Raw genomic sequence first — 18616 nt, forward strand, 5'->3', positions numbered from 1 at the left:
AGGCGACCATGACCCACCGCTTCACCCATCCCGACGCCATCCGCACCCGTTTTTCCGAAGCGATGTCGGCGATGTACCGCGCCGAAGTGCCGCTCTACGGCGACCTGCTGTCGATCGTGGCGGAGGTGAATGCCGAGATACTCGCCACCCGCCCCGATCTCGCGGCGGAAATGGCCGGCGAACTCGACCGGCTGGACGTCGAGCGCCACGGCGCGATCCGGCTGGGCACTGCGGCCGAACTGCACATGATGCGCCGGGCCTTTGCGGTGATGGGGATGTATCCGGTCGGCTATTACGACCTGTCGGTGGCGGGCGTGCCGGTCCATTCGACCGCCTTCCGTCCGGTTGACGACGATGCGCTGAACGCCAATCCGTTCCGCGTCTTCACCTCACTGCTGCGCCTCGACCTGATCGAGGACGAAGGGCTGCGGGCGGAGGCGGAAGCGATCCTGTCGACCCGCCGGATCTTCACCGACGAAGCGATCCGCCTGATCGAAAAGGACGCGGCAGAGGGCGGGCTCGACGATGCCGACGCCGACCGCTTCGTCGCCGAACTGCTCGAAACCTTTCGCTGGCACGGCGATGCACGGGTCGATGCCACGACCTATCACCGGCTGCACGACGCCCACCGGCTGATCGCCGACGTCGTGTCGTTCCGCGGGCCGCACATCAACCACCTGACCCCGCGCACGCTCGACATCGATGCGGCACAGCGCGCGATGCAGGCGCGCGGCATCGATGCGAAGGCGGTGATCGAGGGGCCGCCGCCCCGCGCCGTGCCGATCCTGCTGCGCCAGACCAGTTTCAAGGCAATCGAGGAGGACGTGACCTTTCCCGGCGACCAGCCCGGCCAGCACACCGCCCGCTTCGGCGAGATCGAACAGCGCGGCGCCGCGCTGACGCCCAAGGGCCGCGCGCTGTACGACCGGTTGCTGGCCACCGCCCGCGGCGAACAGGGGTCGCAGGGGGCCAGCTATGCCGAACGGCTCGCCACCGCCTTCACCGCCTTTCCCGACACGATCGAGGAACTTCGCGAACAGGGCCTCGCCTGGTTCCGCTACGACCTGACCGACGCCGGGCAGCGGCTGGTGGGCAGCGGGGTTCGCCCGGCCGGCGATATCGATGCGTGGGTGGCGGCGGGCCATGTCCGCGCCGTGCCGATCGTGTACGAGGATTTCCTGCCGGTCAGCGCCGCCGGCATCTTCCAGTCGAACCTGGGCGGCACCGAACAGCGCAGCTATGCCGCATCGGCGGCCCGTGCCGCGTTCGAGGACGCGATGGGCGATGCGGTGCAGGACGAACTCGCGCTCTATGCCGACATGGAGGCACGCTCGATCATGACGGTCCGCGAAGCCTTGCGGGGGGTCGCGGCGGCCTGATGGCGGCGGTCGCCAATCTGCTGCGCCGTCTGGATCAGGCGGGCTTTTCCGGCGATGCCGAGGACGGCATCGGCGCGCGGCAGGTCGCATCGACCGACAACAGCATCTATCAGGTTCGCCCGACCGCGATCCTCTATCCGTGCCGCGGCGACGATGTGACGCTGCTGGTGCGCGCACTCGCCGACACCGGCCTGTCGCTGACGGCGCGTGGCGGCAATACCGGCACCAACGGCCAGTCGCTGAACGACGGGATCATCGTCGATTTCGCCCGCCACATGCGGGGGATCGGCGCGTTCGATCCCGACACGGATACGATCACCGTCGAACCGGGCGTCGTGCTCGACCAGCTCAATGCCTTCCTCAAACCCCATGGCCGCTTCTTCCCGCCGATGGTGTCGACCGCCAGCCGCGCGACGATCGGCGGCATGGTCGCGACCGATGCATCGGGCAAGGGATCGCGCCGCTGGGGCAAGACGTCGGACTATCTCGTCGCGCTCGACGTCACCCTGTCCGACGGCACGCCGTGGCGCGTCGAACCGATGACGCGTGCCGAGGCCGAGGCGATCGCCGCCGGTAGCGGCATCGTCGCCGACATCCACCGCGAGGCGCTGCGCATCGTCACCAGCCGCGCCGACGATATCGCCGCGATCTTCCCGGACATGAACCGCGGTCTGACCGGCTATAATCTGCAAAAGACATGGGATGCGGCCGCCGACCGTTTCTTCCTCGGGTTCCTGCTCGCCGGGTCCGAAGGCACGCTCGCGATCACCCGTTCGATCACGCTACGCGTCGCCCATAAGCCGAAGAAGCGCGCGCTGGCGGTCATCCGCTACGCCGCGTTCGACACCGCGATGCGCGACGTGCAGCGCCTGATCGCCGCCGATCCGGTCGCGATCGAAATCCTCGACGACAAGGTGCTGGGCGTCGCGCGCAGCGATATCATCTGGTCGAGCGTCGAAGGGCTGCTCGGCGGTGCGAGCGATGTGGTCGGTAAGTCTGATCCGGCACAGCCGGATCAGCACGGTGCCGGCCCGCTCCCCCACCCGACCACCCAGTCAGAATACGCTGTGGGTGGTCGGGTGGGGGAGCGGGCCGGCACCGCATCCTCTTCCGAGGATCAGACTCTCGCCGCGATGAACTTCGTCGAGTTTGCCGCCGACGACAACGCGACGATCGACGCCGGCCTCGCCGCACTGACCGCCATCGGTCCGCAGGGCGACATGCGCATCATCCGCGACGATGCCGCCATCGGCCAGCTCTGGACGCTGCGGGAAAAGTCGGTCGGGCTGCTCGCCCGGCTCGGCGGCGCGCGACAGGGGATTCCGTTCGTCGAGGATACCGCTGTCCCGCCCGAAAAGCTCGCCGATTTCGTCGCCGAGTTCCGCGCGCTGCTCGACGGCCACGGCCTGAACTACGGCATGTTCGGCCATGCCGATGTCGGCTGCCTCCACGTCCGCCCGTTCCTCGACCTGCGCGATCCTGCACAGGCGGCGCTGATCCGCCCGATCTCCGATGAAGTGGCGCGCCTGACCAAGGCCTATGGCGGTCTGCTCTGGGGAGAACATGGTCGCGGCTATCGCGGCGAATTTTCGCCGCTGTTCTTCGGCAGCCTCTATCCCGAATTGCAGTCGCTGAAAGCCGCGTTCGACCCGCATAACCGCTTCAACCCCGGCAAGCTCGCCGCTCCCGCCGGGCAGCCCGTCGACCGGATCGACGGCGTGCCCTTGCGCGGTGAAGCCGACCGGCAAATCGATCCGGCCCGCGCGAAGGACTTCGACCGCGCGGTCGCGTGCAACGGCAATGGCGCGTGCTTCGCCTGGGACTCGCTCGACGTGATGTGCCCGTCCTACAAGGCAACGCGCGACCGCGCGCAATCGCCCAAGGGCCGCGCCTCGCTGCTGCGTGCCTGGGCCCGGCTGGATTCGATCGCGCAACCCAGCCCGGCCGAAGCCGCCGAACGCGACGCGCTGGCCGCCGACACCCATGCCTCGCTCGCCACCTGCCTGTCGTGCAAGGCGTGCACCACGCTCTGCCCGGTCAAGGTCGACGTGCCGGTGATGAAGTCTCGCTTCGCCGAACGCCACTGGGCCAAACGCCCCCGTCCGCTGCGCCACCGCGTCGTCGCGCAGATGGAATCGATGCTCGCCGCCGCGCGCGCCATGCCGGGGCTCGCCAACCGCGTCGCCGACAGCGAGCGGGCGCACGCCGCGCTGGAACGCACGCTCGGCTATGTCGACCTGCCCCCCTTCGCTGTCGCCGACCCCGGCACCCTGCCGCCAGTCGCCTCGCCAGCAAAGCTCAAGGCGCTACCGGCCGAGGAACGCGCGCGCGTGGTCGTGCTGGTCGAAGACAGCTTCACCGCCAGCTTCGACGGCCCCGTCATCGCCGCCGCCGCCCGGGTGCTGACCGCCTGCGGCTATCGCGTGCTGCGCCTGCCGCCGCGCAGCAACGGCAAGGTGCTGTACCTGCTGGGGCTACGCACCCGCTTCGCCCGCATCGCGCGCCGGCGGATGGCGGAAGCCCGCGCGCTGGCCGATCTGGGCGTGCGGCTGACCGGACCGGACGCCGCCACCGCGCTGATGTTCGGCCAGGAATTTGCCGAGATGACCGGCGACAGCGTCGACGTGACGGGCCTCGAAACCCTCATCGCCGAAGCGGTCAGCCACGGCCGCGCACCCACCGCGACGCAAACCGTCCCGGCCCAGCGCCTGCTCGGCCACTGCACCGAACAGGCGCTCCGCCCGCAGGCGCTGGCGACCTGGGCACAGGCACTGGCCGGCTTCGGCATCACCGCCACCCCAATCAAAACGGGGTGTTGCGGCATGGCGGGGCTGTTCGGCCACGAAGCGGCGAACCAGAAACTGTCGCGCGACATCTTCGCGCTCAGCTGGGCGGACGCGACGCAGGACGATGCGATGCTCGCCACCGGCTTCTCCTGCCGCTGCCAGACCAAACGCCTGACCGGCCGCCGCCCGCTGCATCCCGTCGAGCTGATCGACCGGGTGCTGGCGGGGTAGCTCCCCTCCCCGTCACCCCGGGCTTGACCCGGGGTCCCGCTTCTTCCTTCCAGAGCGGTTTCCGACCGGATTGGATCGTCGGCACGGAGGGAATTCCGGTTCGGGGCAAGGCGCGACGAGGGAGCGATGCAGTCGCATCGTGACCGACGAGCAACGCCGTCCCGGCGCGAAATCCCCCCGCCGCGAAGCGGGCGCCCGCAGGGCGATGACGATGGTTCAATCTGGTCGGAAACCGCTCTAAAGCGCGGGCCCCCGGATAAAGGGCTCACGCCTCCGCCCGCGCCTCGTCCAGCAACCACGCACGAAACCGCTCGAACAGCGGACTGTGGCTGCCGCCACGCGGCCACACCAGATAATAGGCCTCCGACGCATGCAGCGCCACGTCGAGCGGCGTGACCAGCGCCCCCGATGCCAGCTCCGGCCGGATCAGGAAGGACGGGATCAGCGCCACCCCCATCCCCGCCGCCGCGGCGTGCGCCAGCATCAGGAAATGCTCGTACACCGGCCCATCGCCGATCGCCGCATCCGCCATGCCCGCCGCCGCGAACCACCGCGCCCATGCATCGGGCCGCGCCTCCAGCGACAGCAGCGCATGCGGTAGCAGGTCGGCCGGCGTCGCGACCGGATGGCGCGCCAGCCAGTCGGGCGAACACACCGCCACGACATCCTCATGGAACAGCAGCGCATGGTCCGCCCCCGCCCAGTCGGGCAGGCCGAAATGGATCGCCGCGTCGAAGCGTTCCTCGGCGAAATCGAACGGATAGGACCTGGCCGCGATGTTCACCAGCAATTCGGGATGCCGCGCGCTCAACCCCGGCAGCCGGGGCGCCAGCCAGCGCATCCCGAAACTGGGCAGCGTCGCGATGGTCAGCGCACGGTCGGCGACGGGGGTCAGCAGCCGCCGAGTCGCGCTGCGCAGCTTCTCGACCGCCGGACCCACCGCCTCGGCATAGGCCAACGCCGCCGGCGTCGGCGTCACCCGCCGCCCCCGCCGTTCGAACAACGGCACGCCCAGCCAGTCCTCCAGCAGCGCGATCTGCCGGCTGATCGCACTCTGCGTCAGCGCCATCCGCTGCGCCGCGCGCGAAAAGCTGCTGGTCTCGACCGCCGCCAGGAAGCTGGCGAGCGCGGGCAGCGGCGGGAGTTCGCGGCGATGGACGTCGTGATGATCGTTGGGCATCTGCGGTGGTTCGGACTTATGAGGTGCGGACGCTGCTACTACGCGCCGTATGCGGCAAGCGCTACATGCCGGGAACGCATCAGGGAAACACTCCCTTCTCAACTCTACCCGTTCGGTTCGAGCAGCTTCGAGCTTGTCGAGAAGCGTCCGTCGAGAACTCGGTCGCCTAGGGGCAACTCAGTCCCATCCCCGTTTGCTTCGAGCGCAGGTTCGAGCCTGTCGAGAACCGAAGTCGAGAAGGGGGTGCCCCGAACGGGGCGTTCTCGACTACCGCTTCTCGACAGGCTCGAACCTGCTCGAACCGAACGGAGAATGGGCTGGACTAACCCACCAACCCCACCACCCCTACCTCGATCACCGGAATCTCCCACGGATGCGCCGCCGCGATCGCCGCCAGCTCCCGCGCGATATCCGCCCCCTCAGGCGCATAGCTCTTCACCACCACCGTCGGCACCACCGCCGCCTCGCCCGCCCGCCCGGTCGTCGGCACCGCCTCCGCCTGCGGCACGAAGCTCTCCAGCCCGAACCCCAGCTCGAACACCCCGCGATACGGCCCGATCGCGCCCAGCACGTCGCTGCCCCGGATCACCGCGATCACCGCGCTCAGCACCGCATCGTCGGCCAGCGCCGCCGCCTCGCCCGCCTGCAGCCGCGCCAATAGATTGCCCGACACGGGACAATGCACCCGCACCACCTGCATCCGCATCACAGCAGCAGCCAATCATTGCGGCTGCGCTTGACCTCGCCGCCGCCCTGCCGCCGCGCCAGTTCGGTCTCGGCGGTGAAGCGGACGTCCTCGTCGCGGTCGGTCAGGAACCCTTCGAGCGAGTCGTCGTCGATCTCGGTCCATGCCCGCCCGCGATCGGGGCCATAGCGCACGCGCGGCAGCAAGCCGGGCTGGCGCGACCATTCCAGCAGCTGCGCGATCGACGCTTCGTTCAGCATGTCGCGCAGGTGGAACGCGGTCACATAGGCATCGGGAAACGCCCGGTGCGCGGGCAGTCCGCGCTCATGCTCCATGCCATAGGGCTTGCGCCAGTATCGCAGCATCTGGTTCGAAAAGCCCGGGCTGTCGGGCCACAGCCGCAGCGCGCATTTCCACGTACAGATCCAGTCGGCACCATGCGTCAGCTGCGCGGTACAGAATTTCTGTTCGAAATCCGCGCGATGTGCCGCCAGCGCGATGCGGCGCGGATAGGGGTCGAGCACCCGGCGCGCGATATCCTGCCACCACGGCGCATCGGCGACCTGTTCGTCGAGGATATGGTGCACCGCCTGCGTCACCGGCGGGATCGGGCGGCCGGGATTGACGAAATGCTGCCCGCCCTCGCCCGACAATTCCCAGCGCCCGTCCTCGCCCAGCGCGACATCCTGCCAGCCGACTTCGCACACGCCATGCACCGGCGGGGCCTGCCCCGTGGTTTCGAGGTCGACGACACGGATGATCTGCGCTTGGGCCATGGGTCACAAATGGCGCTTCGGCAGCGGAAAAGCCACCCCGGGCAGCCACCCCCTCGTCACCCCGGGCTCGACCCGGGGTCCCGCTTCTTCGTCCACCGCCAGTTGAAAAGCGGGACCCCGGATCAAGTCCGGGGTGACGGGAGGCTACCCCCGCACCACCCCCGACGCCGCCAGCTGCGCGTCGACCTCCGCCACCAACCGCGCCAGCGCCGCCTGATCCCGCCCCTCGGCCCGCGCGGTCAGCACGTCCTGCGTGTTCGACGCGCGCAGCAGCCACCATCCGTCCGCCGTCGTCACCCGCGCGCCATCGGTGGTGTTCACCTCCGCCCCCGCCGCCGCCAACCGCGCCAGCACTTCGTCGATCACCGCGAACTTGCGCTCCTCGCTCACCCGGAAGCGCAGCTCGGGCGTGTTCGCCATTGCCGGCATCGCATCGCGCAATTCGCTCAGCGACCGTCCGCTCAGGTGGATCGCGCGGATCAGCCGCACCGCCCCGTACGGCGCATCGTCGAACCCGTAATCCTCGCCACCGAAGAAGATATGCCCCGACATTTCCGCCGCCAGCGGCGCGCCGGTCTCGCGCATCTTGGTCTTCATCGGGCTGTGCCCGGTCTTCCACATCAGCGGCGTACCGCCCAATGCGGCGATGCGGTCGAACAGCGCCTGGCTGGCCTTCACGTCCGCAATGATCGTCGCCCCCGGCGTTTCCCGCAATGCCGGTTCGGCGAGGATCATCAGCAGCTGATCGCCCCACAGCACCCGCCCCTGCCCGTCGACCGCACCGATCCGGTCGCCATCGCCGTCGAAGGCCAGTCCGAAATCGAGCTGCTTCTCGGCGACAAGTCGTTGCAGATCGGCCAGATTCTCGACCTCGGTAGGATCGGGATGGTGGTTCGGAAAATGCCCGTCGACGTCCGTGAACAGCAGGTGATGTTCCCCCGGCAACAGCTGGACCAGCCGCTCGATCACCGGCCCGGCGGCCCCGTTACCCGTGTCCCAGCCGATGCGATAGCTGCCCCCGGCATAGCCCGCGATCAGGCGCCCGACATAGGTGTCGGTGAAATCATGGTCCGAAACGGAGCCTTGCCCGTCGTCCCATTCCCCCGCCGCCGCCATAGCCCCGATCCGCTGGATGTCGGGTCCAAAGAACGGACGCCGCTGCATCACCATCTTGAAGCCATTGTAATCGGCGGGATTATGGCTGCCGGTTATCTGTATGCCGCCATCGACCTCCAGCATCGCTTCGGCATGATATAGCATCGGCGTGGGGGCCAGGCCGATGCGGACGACATCGACCCCGCTCGCCGTCAGCCCTTCGACCAGCGCCGCCTCCAGCGCCGGCGACGACAGCCGCCCGTCGCGGCTGACCACCACCCGCGTACCCCCCGCGCGGCGCAGCAACGTCGCAAAACACCGCCCGATCGCCCGCGCATCCGCCTCGCCCAGCGTCCGCCCGACGATGCCGCGAATATCATACTCGCGCAGCGAACTGGGGTGGAAATGGTGGGACATGCGGCAAATCCTGGGCGGTTACGGGGCGCGGACTTTAGGCCGAAGCGGTCGGGCTGAGTAGGGTCGTCTTTTTGGAAGAAGATAGGGGTTCGCGCGGAGGCGCGGAGGCGCGGAGGAGGTTGCGCGCCGGGCGAGCCTTCCGCGACCGGGAGACCCTATCGCTCGCTGCGATCGTACGTAGAGGCCGCTGGCGCGGGTGACGTCGCGCCGGACGCAACCCCCTCCGCGCCTCCGCGCCTCCGCGCGAACCCCTACCTTCCTCTACGAACTAATGCCGCAACCGCCCCAGCAAAACATCCCGAGCCGCATTAATCCGCCGAGCCAGATCCGCCGACCCACCCCGATCCGGATGCACCGCCTGCATCAACCGCTTATGCGCGGCGCGAATTTCGCCCACCTTCGCATCCGCCCCCACGCCCAAAATCGCCCGAGCCTCCGCCTCGCTCCCCACCTTCTTCGGCTTGGCGCGCAGCCACAGCCAGAAGGCGACGAGCAGCGCGACGATCAGGACCAGCTTGACCATCGGTCGTCAGGCGACGAGCGGCGAACCGGCCGGTTCGGGCAGCTGCAACCCGCCCATCATCTCGCGCAGTTCCTGCCGCGCGGCGACATGCGCCAGCCCCATCTCGCCGAATTCGTTGCGGTCGAGCATGGTCAGGCCAGAGGGGAACAGCTCGCGATAGATCACGCGCTCCGACAAGCCCGGCGTGACGCGGAAGCCGACCCGCTTCGACAGCTGGGTGATCGCCTCCGACACGCGGCGCATGTTGCGCGCCTCGATATGCTGCAAGCGGTTGCGCAACACGACCCAGTCGATCGTCGACCCGTCGATCTTCGCGCGATGCTTGCGCGTTTCCCAGATCAGCTCGGAATAGAAGCTCGGCCGCGTCACCTTGAACGTGTCGGGGTCGACTTGGCCGATCAGGTCGAAATCGACGAAGCTGTCGTTCATCGGCGTGACCAGCGTATCGGCATTCGTCACGGCGATCCGCGCGAAGCGATCGTCGCGGCCCGGCGTGTCGATCACCATATATTCGGCATGTTCGCCCAACCGGCCGAGACAGTCGTTGAACCACGCCATGCTCTCGCCGTCATGCGTCTCATAGACCGGCATCGGCAGGTCGCGCCCGGTGCGCTTGATCGTCTCGGCGCGATTGTCGAGATAGCGGCCCAGCGTGCGCTGGCGATGGTCGAGGTCGAAACACGCCACGCGCGCGCCCTTCGCCGCCAGCGCGATGGCGACGTGGACCGCCGTCGTCGACTTGCCGGTGCCGCCCTTTTCATTGGCGAACACGATGACGTGCAACCGATCCGAAGCTTCGTCCAAAGCGCACTAACCCAAGCTTGTTGATCCGCAGCGGCTTGCCCCATAGAAGCCGCCTCCCCCGTCCATATCGAAGGGCCATCGGCCGTGCAAATTATCCGTCGACTGGAGTCGCTTCGCGAAGCGCTTGGCTCGTTTGCCGAGGCTGGCGAGGCCGTGGCACTGGTGCCGACCATGGGCGCGCTCCATGCCGGCCACATGGCGCTGGTCGATGCCGCCCGCCGCCTCGCCCCGCGCGTGGTCGTCTCGATCTTCGTGAACCCGAAACAGTTCGGCCCGAACGAAGACCTTGCCCGCTATCCCCGGCGCGAGGCGACCGATGCGCAGATGCTGTCCGACGCCGGCGTCGACATCCTGTGGGCACCCGAGGTCGAGGAAATGTACCCGTCGGGCTTCGCGACGAACGTCAGCGTGGCGGGCGTCAGCGAGGTGCTGGACGGCGCGCACCGCCCCGGCCATTTCGATGGCGTCGCGACCGTGGTCGCCAAACTGTTCGGGCAGGTCCGCCCGGCCGTCGCGCTGTTCGGCGAAAAGGATTTCCAGCAGCTCGCCGTCGTCCGCCGGATGACCGCCGACCTCGACCTGGGCGTCGAAATCGTCGGCGTACCGACCCAGCGCGAGGATGACGGCCTCGCTCTGTCGTCGCGCAACATCTATCTCGACGAGGCCGAACGCGCCCGCGCCGTCACCCTGCCGCGCGCGATGGGCGAGGCGAAGCGCGCGATCGAGCGCGGCGACGACGTCGCCACCGCCCTGTCCGCCGCGATCGCGACGCTCACCCGCGCCGGATTCGAACCCGATTACGTCACCCTGGTCCACGCCGACACGCTGCGCGACCCGGTGCGCGGCAAACCCGCGCGGTTGCTGGCCGCCGCGCGGCTGGGTTCGACGCGGCTGATCGACAATATCGCGGTGGAGTTCGAATAGGGCACTTCCATCAACGTCACCCCAGCGAAGGCTGGGGTCTCCCGGTTGGGAAACGCATCGCTTCGAAAGAGAAAGAATGGGTTCACGCGGAGGCGCGGAGGCGCGCAGGGGTTGCGACCTGCGCAACGTCACCCGCGACAGCGGCCTCCGTCCACGGTTGCCACGGGAAATGCGGTCTCCCGTTCGCAAAACGATCACCAAGAGCGCAACCCCTCCGCGCCTCCGCGCCTCCGCGTGAACCAACCTTCTTCTTCCTTGGCGTCGCGGCAGACCAGCGACGAAGCGCCTCGAACGCCCATCCGCTTTCCTACAACCCCAAGCCCTGCCACGCTCCGGCGGTTCTTTGCCATCGTCGAACGACCAGCAACCCCGGCGCGCAACGCCAGCGCCAGCCGTCAACTTTCGCTTCCCCAAGCCCACCCCACACGTCACCCCGGGCTTGACCCGGGGTCCCGCTCCTTCTTCTCACGTCGGACAAGAAGCGGGACCCCGGATCAGGTCCGGGGTGACGAGAAATGCAACGACGCACAAAAACGCCACTAGTGTGAACTTAGTGAACTTTGGCCGCAAAAAGCTCCACACCGGTCATGTAAGCAAACTGCGCGCGAGTGTGAACTTAGTGAACTTTGCCGCTCACCCGCTGTTGCGCAGCGCCGTCGCGATCGCGTTGATCGACAGCAGGATGCCCTCGCCGATCCGCGCATCCGCCTCGCCCGCGCGGTGCCGTTTCAGCAGCTCGATCTGCAACAGGTTCAGCGGCTCGATATAGGGCGTGCGCAACCGGATCGATGCCTCGAGCGCCGGACTCTTCTCCAGCAGCCGGGTCTGGCGCGTGACCGACAACAGCCCGTCATGCGTCGCCTGCCAGCCGCCCTGGATCCGGCCGAAGATCGCATCCGACAGCGCCTTGTCCTCGACAAGACCCGCATAGCGCGCGGCGACGTCCATGTCGGACTTGGCGAGCACCATCTCCATATTGGCCAGCGTCGCGGCGAACAGCGGCCATGCGGTCGCCATCTCGCGCAACAACCCCTTGTCCTCGAACCCGGTCAGCGCCGCGCCGACCCCGTACCAGCCCGGCAGCATGATCCGCGCCTGTGCCCAGCTGAACACCCACGGGATCGCACGCAGATCCTCGATCGCGTCCGACTTCTTCCGGCTCGCCGGGCGCGATCCGATCTTCAGGCCGGCGATCTCGGCGATCGGAGTCGCCTGGCGGAAGAAGGTGGTGAACCCCTCGGTGCCATAGACGAGGCCGCGATAGGTCTTGAACGCGGTATCCGACAGCGTGTCCATTGCCGCCGCAAAGCGCGCTGCATCTGCGGGCGACAGCATTTCGGGTTCGAGGCTGGCGAGCAATGTCGCCGAGGTCATCGCCTCCAGATTCGTCACCGCACTGTCGCGCGTGCCGTACTTGGCGGCGATCACCTCGCCCTGTTCGGTGATGCGGATGCGGCCCTGCACCGTGTCATGCGGCTGCGCCCGGATCGCGGCGAAAGACGACCCGCCGCCGCGCCCCACCGCGCCGCCGCGCCCGTGGAACAGCTGCATGCCGATGCCCGCCTCCTCGAACACCGGCGCCAGCGCGGTCGACCCCTTCGACAGCTGCCACGTCGAGGTCAGGTAACCGCCATCCTTGTTCGAATCGGAATAGCCGATCATCACTTCCTGATGACCCCGCTTGCGGGCGATGGCGGCGACCTCGGGCAGCGCCAGCCACTTGGTCATGATGTCGGGCGCGGCTTCCAGATCGGCGACCGTCTCGAACAGCGGGATCGCCATGATATGCGCCTGCGGCTCCCCGCCCGGCACGTACAGGCCCGATTCCTTCAGCAGCAGATGAACCTCCAGCAGGTCCGACACCGACTGCGCCATCGACACGATGTAGTGGCGGATGCACTCGCGGCCGTAGCGGGCATGCGCCGCCGCCGCCTCGCGCAGGATCGCCAGTTCGGAGGCGGTCTGCTCCGAATAGTCGGCATAGGGGCTGACGAGCGGGCGCGGGCTTTCCAGCTCGCGCCGCAGCAGCGCCACCCGCGCCTCCTCGTCCAGCGCGACATAATCGTCCTCGACGCCCGCGACCTTCAGCAGTTCGGCGACGACGCTCTCATGGATCACGCTGTTCTGGCGCATGTCGAGCGTGGCGAGGTGGAAGCCGAACGTCTCGACTGCACGGATCAGCCGGCCGAGCGCCCCGCCGGTCGACAACGGCCCATTGCCCTGCTGCACCAGCCCGCGCGCCAGCGTGGCGAGGTCGGCGCGGAACGCCGCCGGATCGGCATAGGGCTCGCCGGTCAGGTTGCCCGGACGCGGCGCCGCCTTGCCGGTCAGCTTCTGGTGCGTGGCCGCCAGCCGGGCATAGATACCGCTGATCGCCCGACGGAACGGCTCGTCGGCACGGGATGCGGCATTGTCGCCGCTCTTGTCGGCCAGCGCCGCGATCGCCTCGTCCACGGCGACATGTTCGGTCGAGATCGACAGCTCGGCGCCCAGGCTGTGGAGCTGGTCCAGATAATAGCCGAGCACCGCCTCCGCCGCCTTGGCCAGCGCCAGGCGCATCGCCGCGGCATCGACGAACGGGTTGCCGTCGCGATCGCCGCCGATCCAGCTGCCGGGCTTCAGGAACGATGGCGGCCGCTCGCCCAGCACCCGCTCCCACCGGGCATAGAGCGCCGGGAGCGTCGGCAGGAAGATGTCGCGCAGATAGCTGAGCGCCGTCTCCACCTCGTCGGCGACGTACAGCCGCTCACGCCGCAGCACGCGGGTCTGCCACAGCAGCGCGATCTGGCGCAGGATCGCCTCGTCCACCCGGTCGCCTTCCGGCGTCTCGTCGCGACCCTGGTCCTTCAGTTCCATCAGGTCGGCGATGCGGTTCTTGTGGTCGATCATCGACTTGCGCCGCACCTCGGTCGGGTGCGCGGTCAGCACCGGCGCAATCAGGGCGTGGTCGAGCAAGGCCCGCACCGCATCCGCGCCGATCCCCTCGGCCTTCAGTTTCTCGATGGCGGTGGCGACATCCGCCCCCGGCTCGGCGGCGATGCCCTGCCGGTCCTCGGCCAGATTGGCGAGCATCGAGAACATCATGAACCCGCGCACGAACGCGATGGTGTCGTCGAGGCTGAGGCTGTCCAGCCCCAGGTCGATCGTATCCGCCCCGGCCACGCCGCGATGCCGGTCGACGGAGGTGGAGCGGATATGCTCGATCCGCTTGAACAGCGCCTCCCCGCCATAGGTACGGATGACATCGCCCAGCAGCCGGCCGAGGAAGCGGATGTCGGGATTGTTCGTGATGGGGGGCAGAGTCGTCATGGGGACACTTGCTGCAATGCGGCAGGATGCGGGTCAAGGCACGATGTCGCGGGTGGCCTAAAGCCTTGCCATCGCGTACATCGCTCACGCTGCACATGCTCGCGGCGGACCGTTCGAGGGAATTGACCGATGCCGACGCCGATGACTGCCTGGTGGCAGATCTGGACCGATGCCGCGCGCACCGGGCTGCAATTCTGGGAAACGCTTGCCGCCTCCGCCGTGGTCATCGATCGGCGGATGCCGATGATCGACGCCGGGATGCGCAATCCGTGGACCGCCGATCATGTCGAACTGACCGGCATGGTCACCGAAAAGGCGACCGCCTTCGCCAAGGCCGGTGACTCGCTGGCGGCCGACATGTCGGCGATGCAGGGCCTGTGGTTTCAGGCGATGCAGGACGCGTGGTTGCTCGGCACCGCCGGCCGCATGCCCTCGGCCAAGCGCGTGGCGGCAAGCAACGACCGCGCGATGCGGCTGGCGGCCGGGATGATCGGCGCGGGCGGCCGCGCGCTGACCCCGATCCATGCCAAGGCGACGGCGAACGCCAAGCGGCTGGGCGCGAAGCGGTAAGCCATTGCCATAGATCTTTTCGTCATTCCCGCGCAGGCGGGAATCCATATGCGCCGACGGTTCGTCTACATCGGGACGTCAGCGTCTATGGACTCCCGCCTTCGCGGGAGTGACGAATATGGGTGACATAGAGCGACTGGGACCGGTCCCCCAAAAGAGTCCGCAACCGCACATTGAACCGTTCGCCGCGCGTAACGTTTAAGCGGTCAGACCTTCGTTCAGGACGACCCGCGCCATTCCTCCGCCCCGCCCCGCCGCATCACTTGCGCCAGTCGAGCACGGGCCAGCCGCGCCTGCGTGCCAGTGCTTTCAGCGGCGCATGGGCGTTGACCGGGAACGGCTCGTCCGCCCATTCGAACACCGGCGCGTCGGACACATGGTCGCTGTAGAAGCGTACCGCGACATCGCCGCGCGCGATGCCCTGCCCTTGCGCCCACGCCTCGATCGCGCGCAGCTTGGCCGCGCCATAGCAATTCTCGCCGTCGATCCGCGCCAGCACGTCGCCGGTATCGCCCCGCGCGCAATCGGTGGCGATCACCGCGTCGAACCCCAGCAGCTGTGCGATCTCCTGCGCGTAGAAGCGGTAGGATGCGGTGGCGAGCACCAGCATCCGCCCCTCCGCCCGGTCCGCCTCGATCCGTGCCTTCGCCCCGTTGAGCAGACCGGTGGCGACCGTCGCTCGCGCAAAGGCGCGCGCCGTTTCGATCAGCCGGGCATCGGGCACCGCCCGGCCGAGCACGAGGCGGTGGGTCATCTCCTTCAACCGGTCGCGACCGTAGAATTTCAGCGCATAGCCCGCGACCGCGATGCCCGCGATGGGCAGCAGCCACAGCGCGCCGCGCCCCCGTTCCTTGAGCGCGTGGCGCAGGAACGGCGTCCATGTCGCGACGCGGGTGATGGTCTTGTCCATGTCATAGATGGCGAGGTCGCGGTGGCCCATGGCGCTTGCGCGTACCACCTTGCCGCGACGTCGCAAATCGCCGATGGATGCCATTGATGAGCGCTTCCGCCGATTTTTCGCACGACCGGACCGATGGCGGTGACGTGCTGCGGTTCACCGGCAACCTGTCGCTCAGCACGGTCGGCGACCTGCCCGACCGGCTGAGCGGCTATGACGGCAAGGTCGACCGCATCGACCTGTCGGGGGTCGACCGCATCGATACGGTCGGCGCATGGGTCATCCACCGCTTCGCCCGCGACCGCAACGTCACGATCGACGGGCTGAACGCCGACAGCCAGCATCTCTTCGACCAGGTGGCCGCCGCCGACGATCCCGTCGTGCGCAAGGACAAGGCGCTCAGCCCGCCCCTGCGCGCGCTGGAGGAGATCGGCGATGCGGTCACAGGCAGCGCCCGCCAGCTGCTCGGCCTGCTCGGCTTCATGGGTGCGACCGTCCTCGCCTTCCTGAACGTGCTGCGCCATCCGCGCCGCTTCCGCTTCAACGCGACGGTGCAGCGCTTCGAGGTCGTCGGCGTCTCGGCGCTGGGCATCATCGGACTGATGAGCTTCCTGATCGGCATGGTCATCGCGCAGCAGGGCGCGGTACAGCTGCGCCAGTTCGGCGCTGAGGTGTTCACGATCAACCTGATCGGGCGCCTGACCTTCCGCGAACTGGGCGTGCTGATGACCGCGATCATGGTCGCCGGGCGCTCCGGATCGGCCTTCGCTGCGCAGCTCGGCACGATGAAGCTGACCGAGGAAATCGACGCGATGCGTACCATCGGCGTGTCGCCGATGGAGGCGCTGGTCCTGCCGCGCGTCATCGCCGCGATCGTGATGATGCTGCTCTTGGGCTTCTACGCATCGATCATCGCGATCATCGGCGGCGGGCTGCTCAGCTGGGCGCAGCTTGGCATCCCGCCGATCACCTTCGTCACCCGCATTCGCGAAGTGGTGCCCATCACCGACCTCTATATCGGCCTGATCAAGGCACCGGTATTCGGCGCGATCATCGGCATTTCGGGCTGTTTCCACGGGATGCAGGTCGAAAGCGACGCCGAACAGGTCGGCAACCGCACGACCGCGGCGGTGGTGCAGGCGATTTTCCTCGTGATCGTGCTCGACGCCTTCTTCGCCATCTTCTTCGCATGGATCGGCTGGATATGAGCGACGACACCGACGCCATCATCCGCGTGCGCGGCCTCAAGAACCAGTTCGGCGAACAGGTCATTCACGAAAATCTCGACCTCGACGTGCGGCGGGGCGAAATCCTGGGCGTCGTCGGCGGGTCGGGCACCGGCAAGTCGGTGCTGATGCGCTCGATCATCGGGCTGCAAACGCCTGCCGCCGGCACGATCGAGGTGTTCGGCGAAAACACTATCGGCCGCGAAGAGACCGAAGCGACCGAGATCCGCAAGAAATGGGGCGTGCTGTTCCAGGGCGGTGCGCTGTTCTCCACGCTGACCGTCGCGGAAAACGTGCAGGTCCCGCTCAAGGAATTCTACCCGAAGCTCAAGCCTGCGCTGCTGGAGGAGATCGCCGGGTACAAGGTCGTCATGACCGGCCTGCCCGCCAATGCCGGCCCGAAATATCCGTCCGAACTGTCGGGCGGGATGAAGAAGCGCGCCGGCCTCGCCCGTGCGCTGGCGCTCGATCCGCAGCTGCTGTTCCTCGACGAACCGACCGCGGGATTGGACCCGATCGGCGCGGCGGCGTTCGACGAACTGACCGCCTCGCTGCAGAAGACGTTGGGGCTTACCGTCTTCCTCATCACCCACGACCTCGACACGCTGCACGCCATCTGCGACCGGGTGGCGGTGCTGGCGGACAGAAAGGTCATCGCCGTCGGCACGATCGACGAATTGCTCGCGCTGGATCACCCGTGGATTCAGGAATATTTCAATGGACCCCGTGGCCGTGCCGCCACCGATGCACAGGATCGCATTGCAAAGGCGCATGACCACAATCGCGATGCCGGAACCGAACCGGCCTCGCCGCAAGCCCAGAGGCGCTGATGGAAACCCGGTCGAACCATGTCCTTGTCGGCGCGGTGGTGCTGATCCTGCTGGTCATGCTGGCGCTGTTCACCGTGTGGCTCGCCCGCATCGGCGGCGGCCGTGAAAAGGAATATGACGTCTTCTTCAAACAGGCCGTCGACGGCCTCGCGAAGGGCTCGCCGGTCTCCTTCTCGGGCGTGCCGGTCGGTCAGGTCGAAGATATCGCGCTGTGGCCGAAGGATCCGCAATTCGTGCGCGTCCGGCTGAAGGTCAAGGACGAAACCCCAGTCCTGCTCGGCACGACCGCGACCATCGTCGGCAGCTTCACCGGCGTGTCGACCATTACGCTCGACGGCGCGGTCCGGGGCGCCCCGCCGATCGCCTGCCCCGAAACCAATCCCGAACAGCAATGCCCGATGGGCGTGCCGGTCATTCCGCCCAAGGCCGGCGGCGTCGCTGCGCTGCTCAGCTCCGCGCCGCAGCTGCTCGAACGCGTCACGACGCTGACCGAACGGCTGGCCGACGTGCTGTCGGACCGCAACCAGAACTCGATCGCCGCGATCCTCGACAGCACCAACCGGCTGACCGATGCGCTCGCCGATCGCGGTCCCGAAATCGCCGCGACGCTGGCCGAAACCCGCATCGCCATCCAGCGTGCCGGGGTCGCCTCGCAACAGATCGGCGAACTGGCCGCGACCACCAACGGCGTGCTGGCCAACGACATCCAGCCCACGATCCAGCAGCTTAATCGCACCATCGCCAGCGCACAGAAGAGCGCCGATACGCTCAACGAAGCGATCGGCGATGCGAAGCCGGGGCTGCAGGCGTTCAGCAAGCAGACGATCCCGCAGGTGAACCAGCTGGTCGGCGACCTGCGCGCGATGACCGGTGCGCTCGCCTCGGTCGCGGAAAAGGTCGATCAGGGCGGCGCCACGGCGCTGGTCGGTCGCTCGAAGCTGCCCGACTACGACCCGAAAAAGAAGTGACGCGGAAGACGAGGA

Annotated in this window: 15 protein-coding genes; 7 read left to right on the forward strand and 8 right to left on the reverse strand. The window is 68.0% G+C overall.

From position 1 onward, the window contains the following. Positions 1-8 precede the first annotated feature (8 nt). Both hglS and PPZ50_RS00410 read left to right on the forward strand, forming a co-directional pair. Positions 9-1379, forward strand: a complete 1371-nt coding sequence (gene hglS, locus PPZ50_RS00405) for a 2-oxoadipate dioxygenase/decarboxylase HglS (protein WP_066691698.1) — start codon at positions 9-11, stop codon at positions 1377-1379. Continuing rightward, positions 1379-4396 (forward strand): FAD-binding and (Fe-S)-binding domain-containing protein, encoded by a 3018-nt coding sequence (locus PPZ50_RS00410; RefSeq protein WP_066691700.1) that lies wholly within the window; start codon positions 1379-1381, stop codon positions 4394-4396. The genes hglS and PPZ50_RS00410 overlap by 1 nt, the downstream gene beginning before the upstream one ends. A 265-nt stretch (positions 4397-4661) precedes the next feature. Here the strand turns inward: PPZ50_RS00410 and PPZ50_RS00415 are convergent, their stop codons facing one another. The 6 genes from PPZ50_RS00415 to PPZ50_RS00440 all read right to left on the reverse strand — a co-directional run bounded on the left by PPZ50_RS00415 (position 4662) and on the right by PPZ50_RS00440 (position 9876). Continuing rightward, complete coding sequence (locus PPZ50_RS00415) at positions 4662-5576, reverse strand: LysR substrate-binding domain-containing protein (protein WP_066691703.1); 915 nt, start codon at positions 5574-5576, stop codon at positions 4662-4664. 322 nt (positions 5577-5898) lie between these two features. Continuing rightward, positions 5899-6297, reverse strand: coding sequence for a hypothetical protein (locus PPZ50_RS00420; protein WP_126013482.1), 399 nt, complete (start codon positions 6295-6297; stop codon positions 5899-5901). Continuing rightward, a complete protein-coding gene (locus PPZ50_RS00425; RefSeq protein WP_066691709.1) occupies positions 6282-7037 on the reverse strand; it encodes an exonuclease domain-containing protein in 756 nt (251 codons plus the stop codon). The genes PPZ50_RS00420 and PPZ50_RS00425 overlap by 16 nt, the downstream gene beginning before the upstream one ends. 144 nt (positions 7038-7181) lie before the next feature. Next, a complete protein-coding gene (pgmG, locus tag PPZ50_RS00430) occupies positions 7182-8549 on the reverse strand; it encodes a phosphoglucomutase/phosphomannomutase PgmG (protein ID WP_066691711.1) in 1368 nt (455 codons plus the stop codon). A 268-nt stretch (positions 8550-8817) separates the two neighbouring features. Continuing rightward, positions 8818-9072, reverse strand: coding sequence for a J domain-containing protein (locus PPZ50_RS00435; protein WP_126013476.1), 255 nt, complete (start codon positions 9070-9072; stop codon positions 8818-8820). Between the two features lie 6 nt (positions 9073-9078). Then, positions 9079-9876 (reverse strand): division plane positioning ATPase MipZ, encoded by a 798-nt coding sequence (locus PPZ50_RS00440; protein ID WP_066691716.1) that lies wholly within the window; start codon positions 9874-9876, stop codon positions 9079-9081. A gap of 84 nt (positions 9877-9960) precedes the next feature. Here PPZ50_RS00440 and panC point away from each other — a divergent pair, with 84 nt between their 5' ends. Continuing rightward, a complete protein-coding gene (panC, locus tag PPZ50_RS00445; RefSeq protein WP_066691718.1) occupies positions 9961-10800 on the forward strand; it encodes a pantoate--beta-alanine ligase in 840 nt (279 codons plus the stop codon). A 633-nt stretch (positions 10801-11433) separates the two neighbouring features. Here panC and ppc read toward each other — a convergent pair. Continuing rightward, the gene (ppc, locus tag PPZ50_RS00450; protein WP_066691720.1) at positions 11434-14109 is read right to left on the reverse strand and encodes a phosphoenolpyruvate carboxylase; all 2676 of its coding nucleotides are present in this window, start codon (positions 14107-14109) and stop codon (positions 11434-11436) included. 129 nt (positions 14110-14238) lie between these two features. On the opposite strand from ppc, the gene PPZ50_RS00455 reads away from it, so the two are divergent. Further along, positions 14239-14679, forward strand: coding sequence for a hypothetical protein (locus tag PPZ50_RS00455; protein ID WP_066691722.1), 441 nt, complete (start codon positions 14239-14241; stop codon positions 14677-14679). A 259-nt stretch (positions 14680-14938) separates the two neighbouring features. Here PPZ50_RS00455 and PPZ50_RS00460 read toward each other — a convergent pair whose 3' ends face one another. After that, entirely contained in the window at positions 14939-15673 is a 735-nt protein-coding gene (locus tag PPZ50_RS00460; protein ID WP_232308010.1) for an HAD family hydrolase, read from the reverse strand. 2 nt (positions 15674-15675) lie between these two features. Here PPZ50_RS00460 and PPZ50_RS00465 point away from each other — a divergent pair, with 2 nt between their 5' ends. Genes PPZ50_RS00465 through PPZ50_RS00475 form a run of 3 tightly spaced genes read left to right on the forward strand, consistent with a single transcriptional unit; the run spans position 15676 to position 18601 of the window. Continuing rightward, on the forward strand, positions 15676-16785 hold the full coding sequence (locus PPZ50_RS00465; RefSeq protein WP_066691723.1) for an ABC transporter permease: 1110 nt from the start codon (positions 15676-15678) through the stop codon (positions 16783-16785). After that, the gene (locus PPZ50_RS00470) at positions 16782-17633 is read left to right on the forward strand and encodes an ABC transporter ATP-binding protein (protein ID WP_198158585.1); all 852 of its coding nucleotides are present in this window, start codon (positions 16782-16784) and stop codon (positions 17631-17633) included. The genes PPZ50_RS00465 and PPZ50_RS00470 overlap by 4 nt, the downstream gene beginning before the upstream one ends. Then, positions 17633-18601, forward strand: coding sequence for an MlaD family protein (locus PPZ50_RS00475; protein ID WP_066691728.1), 969 nt, complete (start codon positions 17633-17635; stop codon positions 18599-18601). Before PPZ50_RS00470 ends, PPZ50_RS00475 begins: the two co-directional genes overlap by 1 nt. Positions 18602-18616: the final 15 nt, after the last annotated feature.

The organism is Sphingomonas hankookensis, assembly GCF_028551275.1.
Lineage (GTDB): Bacteria > Pseudomonadota > Alphaproteobacteria > Sphingomonadales > Sphingomonadaceae > Sphingomonas > Sphingomonas hankookensis_A.